An 8,530-nucleotide genomic window follows, 5' to 3' on the forward strand; every position below is an offset into this window, starting at 1 on the left:
GGCCGGAGAGACCGCAATGAACCAAGAAGTGAAGCATCCTGATTTCGCTACCCGCGCCGCCGAGCTGCGCGCCCGCAACGACGCGCTGGCGGCGTCCAGACCCGGCCTGCGCGCCCGCAACCTGGCCCAGGAACTCGGCGTGTCCGAGGCCGAATGGGTCGCGGCCGGCTGTGGCGGCGTCAAGGCCACCGAACTGCACGGCCAGCCGCAGGAGATCTTCCGCGAACTGGGCGCGCTGGGCCCGGTGATGGCCCTGACGCGCAATGACTGGTGCGTGCATGAGCGCCACGGCGCCTACCTGGACATCCAGGCCGACGGACCGGTCGGCCTGGTGCTGGGGCCGGACATCGACCTGCGCGTGTTCTTCTCGTGCTGGAAGTCCGCCTGGGCGGTCGAGCAGGACGGCCGCCACAGCCTGCAGTTCTTCGACGGCGCGGGCGTGGCGGTGCACAAGGTCTACCGCACCGAAGCCACCGACGTCGCCGCGTATGACGCGCTGGTGGCCAGGTTCGCCGGCGATTCGCGCTGGCCCGAGACCGCGCCCTACGCGCCCGCCGCCGACGCGCCGAGCGTCGAGGACAGCGCCCAGTGGCGCCAGGCCTGGCTGGGCATGCAGGACACGCACGAATTCTTTCCGCTGCTGCGCAAGTTCAAGGTGTCGCGGCTGGCGGCGCTGGCCGCGGCCGGCGAAGACCTGGCGCAGACGGTGCCGGCGGAGTCGGTCGAGCGCATGCTGGAGTCGGCGGCGGCCAGCGGCCTGTCGATCATGTGCTTCGTGGGCAACCGCGGCATGATCCAGATCCACACCGGCCCGGTTCGGCAGTTGCGCCGCACCGGCCCGTGGTTCAACGTGCTGGATCCGACCTTCAACCTGCACCTGGACACCACCGCCATTGCGTCGGCCTGGGTGGTGAACAAACCCACCAGCGATGGCTGGGTGACGTCGCTGGAACTGTATTCGTCCAGCGGCGATCTGATCGCGCAGTTCTTCGGCGAGCGCAAGCCGGGCAATCCGGAGCTGGCGGGGTGGCGTGAATTGATGTCGGGCCTGTGCCGCGTGCCGTTGGCCGCTTGAGGATGATGCAATGAAGAAATGGCTGGCGGTGGCGGCTTGGATGCTGGTGGCGGGCGCGCAGGCGGCGCCGCCCGAACGCGTGGTGACGCTGGGCGGCAGCGTGACCGAGATCGTGTACGGCCTGGGGCAGGGCGGCCGGCTGGTCGGCGACGATCAGTCCAGTCTGTACCCGGAGGCCGCGACCCGGTTGCCGCGCGTCGGCTATTACCGCGCGGTGCCGGTCGAAGGCGTGCTAGCGCTCAAGCCCGACCTGGTGCTGGCCTCGGAACAGGCCGGTCCGCCCGAGGCGCTCAAGCGCCTGGGCGAAGTCGGGGTGCGGCTGGTGAGCGTGCCGGACGCGCCGTCGGTCGATTCGCTCAAGGCGCGCATCCGCGCCGTGGCCGGCGCGCTGGACGTGGCGCCGGCCGGCGAACAGATGGTGCGGGACGTGACGCGCGAGCTGGCCAAGGCCGAGGCCATGCCGGCCACGCGCGCGCGGGCGCTGCTGCTGATCAACCGCAACGGGGCGCCGCAAGGCGCGGGGCGCGGCACCGCGGCGGCCGAAGTCATGCACCTGGCCGGGCTGGACAACGTGCTGCACGGGCAGCAGGGCTACAAGCCGCTGTCGCCCGAGGCCATCGGCGCGCTGGCGCCCGACCTGATCATCGTCACGCGCGAATCGCTGCAGGCCAGCGGTGGCCTCGATGGCTTTGCGCGTCTGCCCGGCATCGCGGTGACACAGGCCGCGGCGAAGCGGCGCATCATCGTCATGGATGACCTGTTGATTCTTGGATTGGGCCCGCGGCTGCCGCAGGCGCTGATCCAGCTCAAGCAGGAGGCCGCGCATGCCATGGCGCGCTAGCCCGCCGCTGGCGCTGGTGTTGCTGGCGGTGGCGGTGGTGGCGGCGGTGCTGGCGGCCAGCGCCAGCGGCGCGGTCTCGATTCCGTTGCGCGAGCTGCCGTCGCTGTTGTGGGGCACGCCCACGCCGGAGCAGGCGCTGTGGCGCAACGTGCTGATCGACATCCGCCTGCCGCGCGTGCTGCTGGCGGTGGTGATGGGCGCGGGCCTGGCGATCTCGGGGGCGGCGCTGCAGGCGCTGTTCCGCAACCCGCTGGCCGAACCGGGGCTGATCGGCATCTCCGCCGGCGCCTCGCTGGGCGCGGTCATCGCCATCGTGATGACGCCGGGCGGCTTCTGGTACACCGCGCCGGGCGCCTTCATCGGCAGCCTGGTCGCGACGCTGTCGGCCTATATGGTGGGACGGCGCGTGCCGGGCGTGGCGGGGCTGCTGCTGGCGGGCGTGGCGATCACCGCCATCGCCTTCAGCCTGATCGGGCTGTTCACCTTCATGGCGTCCGACGCGCAACTGCGCGACCTGACCTTCTGGAACATGGGCAGCCTGGCCGGCGCCAACTGGAAGCTGCTGGCCTTCCTGGGGCCGTGGGTGCTGCTGCTGTCGCTCTGGCTGATGCGCCAGTGGCGCGTGATGAACGCGCTGCTGCTGGGCGAGCGCGAGGCCCAGCACCTGGGCTATTCGCTCAAGCAGGCGCGGGCGCGGCTGGTGCTGGCTTGCACCCTGATCGTCGGGCCGCTGGTGGCGGCCAGCGGCACTATCGTGTTCGTCGGGCTGGTGGTGCCGCACCTGGTGCGCATGACGCTGGGCGCCAACCATCGCCTGCTGCTGCCCGCCTGCCTGCTGGGCGGCGGGCTGGTGATGACGCTGGCGGACTGGCTGGCGCGCGTCGTGGTGGTGCCGGCCGAGTTGCCGATCGGCCTGGTGACCGGGCTGGTGGGCGGTCCCTTCTTCCTGTGGCTGCTGGCGCGCGTCCGGAGGCACGGTTGATGCTGGCCGCCGAGAACCTGAGCCTGGCGCGCGACGGCAAGCGCATCCTGGACCGTGTGTCGCTGGCGATCCAGCCCGGCGAAGTGGTGGGCCTGCTGGGCAGCAATGGCGCCGGCAAGTCGACCCTGCTGGGCGCGCTGTCGGCCGAGCTGGGCGCGGATGGCGGCAGCCTGACGCTGGACGGGCGGGCGCTGGGCGGGATGCCGCCGCGCGAGCAGGCGCGCAAGCGCGCGGTGCTGCCGCAGAAGCCCGGGCTGACCTTCGACCTGGGCGTGCGCGAAGTGGTGGCAATGGGCGCCTATCCGTTTCCGGAACTGTCGCCGGCCGAGGTCGACGAACTGGCGCGGCAGGCGCTGGAATGGGCCGACGTCAGCCACCTGGATGGGCGCCGCTATCCGCAACTGTCGGGCGGCGAGCAGCAGCGGGTGCAGTTCGCCCGCGTGCTGGTGCAATGCCGCGCGGCGCGTGCCCAGGGCGAAGCCCGCTACCTGCTGCTGGACGAGCCGACCGCCAGCCTCGATCCCAAGCACCAGGCCGACCTGATGCGACGGGCGGCGCAACTGGCGCACGAGGGCAACACGGGCGTGCTGGTGATCCTGCACGACATGAACCTGGCGGCGCGCTGGTGCGACCGCCTGCTGCTGCTGAGCGGCGGCCAGGCGGTGGCGCAGGGCACGCCGGCCGAGGTGCTGACGCCGGCCAACCTGTTCCTGGCGTACGGCATCCAGGCGCAGGTGATGCCGCATCCGTTGCAGGCGGACCGGTTGCTGGTGCTGATGGCTTGATGGGCGCCAGCCCCGCTAAAATGGGGCATCGCGGCGGCCGCGGCCGCCTTTCCCTCATCTACCGACAGGACTTAGTGTCATGCCTACTTTCGACGTCGTTTCCGAAGTCGACAAACACGAACTCACCAACGCCATCGACCAGGCCAACCGCGAGCTCGCCACCCGTTTCGATTTCAAGGGCACGGATGCCAAATTCGAACTGGATGGTTTCGTGGTGACGCAGGTGGCGTCGAGCGCGTTCCAGCTCAAGCAGATGCTGGACATCCTGCGCGGCCGGCTGTCGGCGCGCGGGATCGACGTGCGCTGCCTGGATGTGGCGGATCCGCTGGAGAACCTGGGCGGGGCGCGGCAGAAGATCACGGTGAAGCAGGGGATCGAGCAGCCGGTGGCCAAGAAGCTGATCGCGGCGATCAAGAACGCCAAGCTCAAGGTCGAGAGCCAGATCAACGGCGACAAGCTGCGGATCAGCGGGAAGAAGCGGGATGATCTGCAGACGGCGATTGCGTTGTTGAAGAAGACGGATGTGGATTTGCCGTTGCAGTTTGAGAATTTTCGGGACTGACTGGTTTGATGCGGCGGGCGCGTTCGTAGGCCGCCCGTTGCGCGGGGCGCCTGGGGGGTGGGCGCCCACGATTGCGGTCCGGAGCGTTCGCTCCGGACTTCCCCTTCCTCAACCTCGTCCTCGCCTGCGGCGACTCCTTCGGTTTCCGTCGGGCGCATCGAGGTTGCCCACCCCCCAGGCGCCCCGCGCAACGGGCTACCGGCGTCGAGGTTTGCGGCGCTGTCAGGTCAGTGGGGGTGCGGCGAGGTTTGCGTTGCCCGCAGAAAAAAGGCCGCCCTGCGCGGCCTTTTTTTGCATACGCGGCGTGCTGCGTCGAGAGGGTGTGCGCGGCGCGCTCGCGGGGGCTAGAGGCTTTTCCGGGGATTGGCGGGTTTTGGTCTTGTTGGGCTGGCCCATCGGGGGGACTCGCGCTTGCATGGCGGCGCGGCCCGTTATTCTTTTTCAGTATTCCGCCCACAGATGCTGGGCCGCGTAGGCGCGCCAGGGGCGCCAGGCTTCGGCGCGGGCCAGGAGCTGGGCGGGGGTGTATTCGCGGGATTCGAGTTTTTCCAGGGCGCGGATCAGGCCGATGTCGGAGGCGGGGAAGGCGTCGGGTTCGCGCAGTTGGCGCAGGGCGATGTATTGGGCGGTCCATTCGCCGACGCCGCGGATTTCGCGCAGGCGGGCGACGGCGGTGTCGAGGCTGTCGGTGGTGTCGAACAGGTGCGGGTCGGCCAGGGCGGCGGCGGCGACGGCGGACAGGGTGGCGGCGCGGCTGCGGGGCATGCCGAGCGGGGCGAGGTCGACGGGGGCGACGGCGGCCGGGGTGGGGAACAGATGGGTCAGATCGCCGTCGGGTTGCTCCAGGGGTTGGCCGTGGGCGGCGACGAGCTTGCCGGCGAGCTTGATGGCGGCGCCGACGGTGATCTGCTGGCCGAGGACGGCGCGCAGGGCGAGTTCGAAGCCGTCCCAGGCGCCGGGCACGCGCAGGCCCGGGCGGGCGGCGGTGAGGGCGGCCATGACGGGATCGTGGGCAAGCTGGGCCGCGAGCGCGGCGGGGTCGCTGGCCAGGTCGAAAACGCGGCGCAGCCTGGCGATGATGGTGGGCAGGGCATGCAGTTGGGGAAAACGGACGGTGGCCTGCAGTGCGTTGCCCGTGCCGGGTTCGACCCGCACGGTGCCCTGGGCGCCGTCCAGCTCGATGGTGCGCGTGTAGCTGTCGGCCGTGACCCGTTCGATGCCGGGGATGGCGCGCACGCGCAGGAAGTCGAGCATGGCAGTCCAGTCGTAGGGCGGGCGGTAGCGCAGCAGCAGTTTGATTTCGCCCTGCGGCCCGGCCGAGATGACGGGCTCGCCGGAGCGGCGCAGTTCGCCCGGCGCGCGGCCGAACAGGGCCAGGAAGCTCTCGTTGAAGCGGCGGATGCTGCCGAAGCCGGCCGCGAATGCGATCTCGGCCATGGGCAGGCGGGTTTCGTGGATCAGTTGCTTGGCCAGCAGCACGCGCCGGGTCTGCGCCACGGCCACCGGCGACGCGCCCAGGTGCTGGCGGAACTGCCGCCGCAACTGGCGTTCGCCCACGCCCAGGCGCGCGGCCAGGGCGTCGACGCCGGCTTCGTCGAGCGCGCCGAGTTCGATCAGGCCGAGCGCGCGCGCGACGCTGTCGGGCAAATCGCGGGCGCGACCGGCGGCGGGCGCGGTTTCCGGGCGGCAGCGCAGGCAGGGGTGGAAGCCCGCTTCCTGTGCGGCCGCTGCCGTGGGGTAGAAGACGACATTGCGCGACAGCGGCGTGCGCGCCGGGCAGACCGGGCGGCAGTAGATGCGGGTGGTCTTGACGGCGGTGAAGAAGCGGCCGTCGTAACGGGCGTCGCGCACGCGGATGGCGCTGTAGCAGGCGTCGTGGTCGAGGTTCATGAGGCCATGCTAACGCCGGACGCGGACGTGATCTAGCGGTTTTCGGACACTGTTGTCACGCTCACTGCCATGTCCGGAATCCGCCAGCGCGAGGTCGGCGGCCGGCCTATATTGGGTGCATTCCTACCGTATCCGGAGCCCGTCATGCCGATTCAAACCTTCACCCTGGAACGCGTTGCCACGCCCATCGGGCAGATGCTCGTGCTGACCGATGCGCGGGAGTGTCTGCGCGCGGTCGATTGGCAGGATTACGAGCCCCGCATGCATGCCTTGCTGCGGCGCCAGTACGGCAAGGACGCCGTGCGGATCGAGGGCGCCGCGCGGGTCTCGGCGGCGAGCCGCCGGTTGCAGGCGTATTTCGATGGCGAGGTCGAGGCGATCGACGGGCTGGAGGTGGCGCTGGGCGGCACCGATTTCCAGCGCCAGGTGTGGCGGGCGCTGCGTGACATCGAGCCGGGAGAGACTGTCAGCTATCGCGTGCTGGCCGGGCGCATCGGGCGGCCCTCGGCGGTGCGCGCGGTGGGCATGGCCAATGGGGCCAATCCGGTGGGGATCGTGGTGCCGTGCCACCGGGTCATCGGCGCCGATGCGTCGCTGACCGGCTACGGCGGCGGCCTGCATCGCAAGCGCTGGCTGCTGGATCACGAAGGCCGCTGGCGGGCGGCCAGGGGCGCGCCGGTTGCGCGCGCCGCGTGAGAAACGCTCAGGCGCGGATCCAGCCGCGCGCGATGGGCAAGGCCAGCAGCTTGCGGTACAGGGCCTGCAGCAGCAGGGTCAGCGGCGCGCCGACGCGGCGCCAGACCGGCATGACCAGCCCGGCCGCCACCGGCGCCAGCAGCAGGCCGCCGGCGATGTCCAGGGGGAAGTGCACGCCCAGGTAGACCCGCGACAGGCCGACCACGGCCGCCAGCAGCAGCGTGGCATAGCCCCAGCCGGCCCAGCGCCGGTCGAATATCAGCGTGAACGCCAGTGTCGCGATGATGATGGTGTGGTTGCTCGGGAACGACGCGGTGGCCTTGTGCGCGAAGAAGGCGTGGCCCAGGCCAAGGGTGAACGGCCGCGGATGGGGCCACAGCGCGCCGCACAGGTAGCTGATGAACAGCGCCGCGCCGATGCCGGCCAGCGCCTTGAGCGCCAGCTCGCGCTGCGCCTGTCCGCCCCACAACCAGAGCGCGGCGAGGGCGATGGGCAGCAACTGGATCAGTCGGTTGGCGACGATCAGGCCGGCCTGGATGCGCCAGCCGGGGCTGGCGGGATCGGCGTTGATCAAAAGAAAAAGGGACTGATTGAGGGGTTCCAGGAATTCCATGAATCGTCATCTGACTGAAATGATTTGGTCAGGCGCGATGGTAGACAGGTTTGCCGTCAAATCCCTTGCAAAATGCGGCGGAATCCAGGGATTTACTTCTGGATGCGATTTCCTCCGCCCGGCGGCCTCACTTGGCGATGCGCTTGCCCTGCGCGTCGATCACCGCTTCGCCGTCTTCCTTGGTGAAGGCGCCTTGCTGCGGCGCGGGCAGGATGTCCAGCACCAGTTCGGATGGGCGGCACAGGCGCGCGCCCAGCGGGGTGCTGACGAAGGGGCGGTTCAGCAGGATCGGGTGGGCCTCGATGGCGTCCAGCAGGGCGTCGTCGCTCAGCGACGTGTCATCCAGGCCGAGCTCGGCATAGGGCGTGCCCTTTTCGCGCAGCGCGTCGCGCACGGTAATGCCGGCGCGCTTGAACAGCGCCTTCAGGTCGGCGCGCGAGGGCGGCGTTTCCAGGTACAGCACCACGGTCGGCTCGATGCCGGCATTGCGGATCATGGCCAGCGTGTTGCGCGAGGTGCCGCACTTGGGGTTGTGGTAGATGGTGACGTCGGACATGGCGTTTTCCTTGCGAGGGTGCGGGGACAAGGCAGGAGCATAGTGCATTCCCGCCCGGTCCTCGCCGCCGCCCGGTTTCAGGCGCGCAGCTTGCGGCCCAGGCGGCGCCAGCCGATCACCACGCCGGTCAGGCTCAGCGCCGCGCCGCCCAGGCTCAGGAACACCAGCAGGATGTCCCACAACGGCCGGCGCGCCAGCAGGCCGGTCCAGTCCCAACTGTGCAGGAAGGCGAACAGCCAGCGGCTGGCGCGGTTGCCGCGGTCCTGCCGGCCCAGCACCTGGCCGGTGCGCGGGTCCAGGTAGACCCAACTGGCCTGCGGGTCGTCGAACACCAGTCGCCACACCGGCAGCGGCTTCTCGATGTGGCCGAGCATGGCGTGCTCGTCGCGGCCGTAGTAGTAGAAGTCGTAGCGATCCAGCACCCGCAGGTCCGTCAGGGTGGCGCCGGGCACCAGGCGCGCGGCGGCCGCGCGCAGGGCCGCCGGGTCGAGCGTGACGGCTTGCGCGTCGGCGGCCGCCAGCAGTCGCGG

The 8,530-nt window shown here is 70.5% G+C and carries 10 protein-coding genes; 6 read left to right on the plus strand and 4 right to left on the minus strand.

Annotation, left to right across the window (positions count from 1 at the left end; genetic code table 11):
- Positions 1 to 28 precede the first annotated feature (28 nt).
- The 5 genes from HV783_RS22540 to HV783_RS22560 all read left to right on the plus strand — a co-directional run bounded on the left by HV783_RS22540 (position 29) and on the right by HV783_RS22560 (position 4,245).
- Complete coding sequence (locus tag HV783_RS22540) at positions 29 to 1,075, plus strand: hemin-degrading factor (RefSeq protein WP_175189896.1); 1,047 nt, start codon at positions 29 to 31, stop codon at positions 1,073 to 1,075.
- Between the two features lie 10 nt (positions 1,076 to 1,085).
- Positions 1,086 to 1,916 (plus strand): heme/hemin ABC transporter substrate-binding protein, encoded by an 831-nt coding sequence (locus tag HV783_RS22545; protein WP_144655381.1) that lies wholly within the window; start codon positions 1,086 to 1,088, stop codon positions 1,914 to 1,916.
- The gene (locus HV783_RS22550; RefSeq protein ID WP_175189892.1) at positions 1,900 to 2,898 is read left to right on the plus strand and encodes a FecCD family ABC transporter permease; all 999 of its coding nucleotides are present in this window, start codon (positions 1,900 to 1,902) and stop codon (positions 2,896 to 2,898) included. The genes HV783_RS22545 and HV783_RS22550 overlap by 17 nt, the downstream gene beginning before the upstream one ends.
- Entirely contained in the window at positions 2,895 to 3,683 is a 789-nt protein-coding gene (locus HV783_RS22555) for a heme ABC transporter ATP-binding protein (RefSeq protein WP_175189893.1), read from the plus strand. The genes HV783_RS22550 and HV783_RS22555 overlap by 4 nt, the downstream gene beginning before the upstream one ends.
- A gap of 79 nt (positions 3,684 to 3,762) precedes the next feature.
- Entirely contained in the window at positions 3,763 to 4,245 is a 483-nt protein-coding gene (locus HV783_RS22560) for a YajQ family cyclic di-GMP-binding protein (RefSeq protein WP_049075718.1), read from the plus strand.
- 441 nt (positions 4,246 to 4,686) lie between these two features.
- Here the strand turns inward: HV783_RS22560 and HV783_RS22565 are convergent, their stop codons facing one another.
- A complete protein-coding gene (locus HV783_RS22565; protein WP_175189894.1) occupies positions 4,687 to 6,135 on the minus strand; it encodes an AlkA N-terminal domain-containing protein in 1,449 nt (482 codons plus the stop codon).
- 144 nt (positions 6,136 to 6,279) lie between these two features.
- Here HV783_RS22565 and HV783_RS22570 point away from each other — a divergent pair, with 144 nt between their 5' ends.
- A complete protein-coding gene (locus HV783_RS22570; RefSeq protein ID WP_175142592.1) occupies positions 6,280 to 6,831 on the plus strand; it encodes a methylated-DNA--[protein]-cysteine S-methyltransferase in 552 nt (183 codons plus the stop codon).
- A 7-nt stretch (positions 6,832 to 6,838) separates the two neighbouring features.
- On the opposite strand, the gene HV783_RS22575 is transcribed toward HV783_RS22570, so the two are convergent.
- From HV783_RS22575 to HV783_RS22585, 3 genes are all read right to left on the minus strand, one after another.
- On the minus strand, positions 6,839 to 7,444 hold the full coding sequence (locus tag HV783_RS22575; protein WP_054500935.1) for a phosphatase PAP2 family protein: 606 nt from the start codon (positions 7,442 to 7,444) through the stop codon (positions 6,839 to 6,841).
- Positions 7,445 to 7,571: 127 nt separating this feature from the next.
- Complete coding sequence (arsC, locus tag HV783_RS22580; RefSeq protein ID WP_049075714.1) at positions 7,572 to 8,000, minus strand: arsenate reductase (glutaredoxin); 429 nt, start codon at positions 7,998 to 8,000, stop codon at positions 7,572 to 7,574.
- A gap of 77 nt (positions 8,001 to 8,077) precedes the next feature.
- Positions 8,078 to 8,530: PepSY domain-containing protein (locus HV783_RS22585; protein ID WP_254603997.1), on the minus strand; the 453-nt coding region annotated here is incomplete at its 5' end.

The organism is Achromobacter dolens, assembly GCF_902859745.1.
Classification (GTDB): Bacteria; Pseudomonadota; Gammaproteobacteria; order Burkholderiales; family Burkholderiaceae_B; genus Achromobacter; species Achromobacter dolens.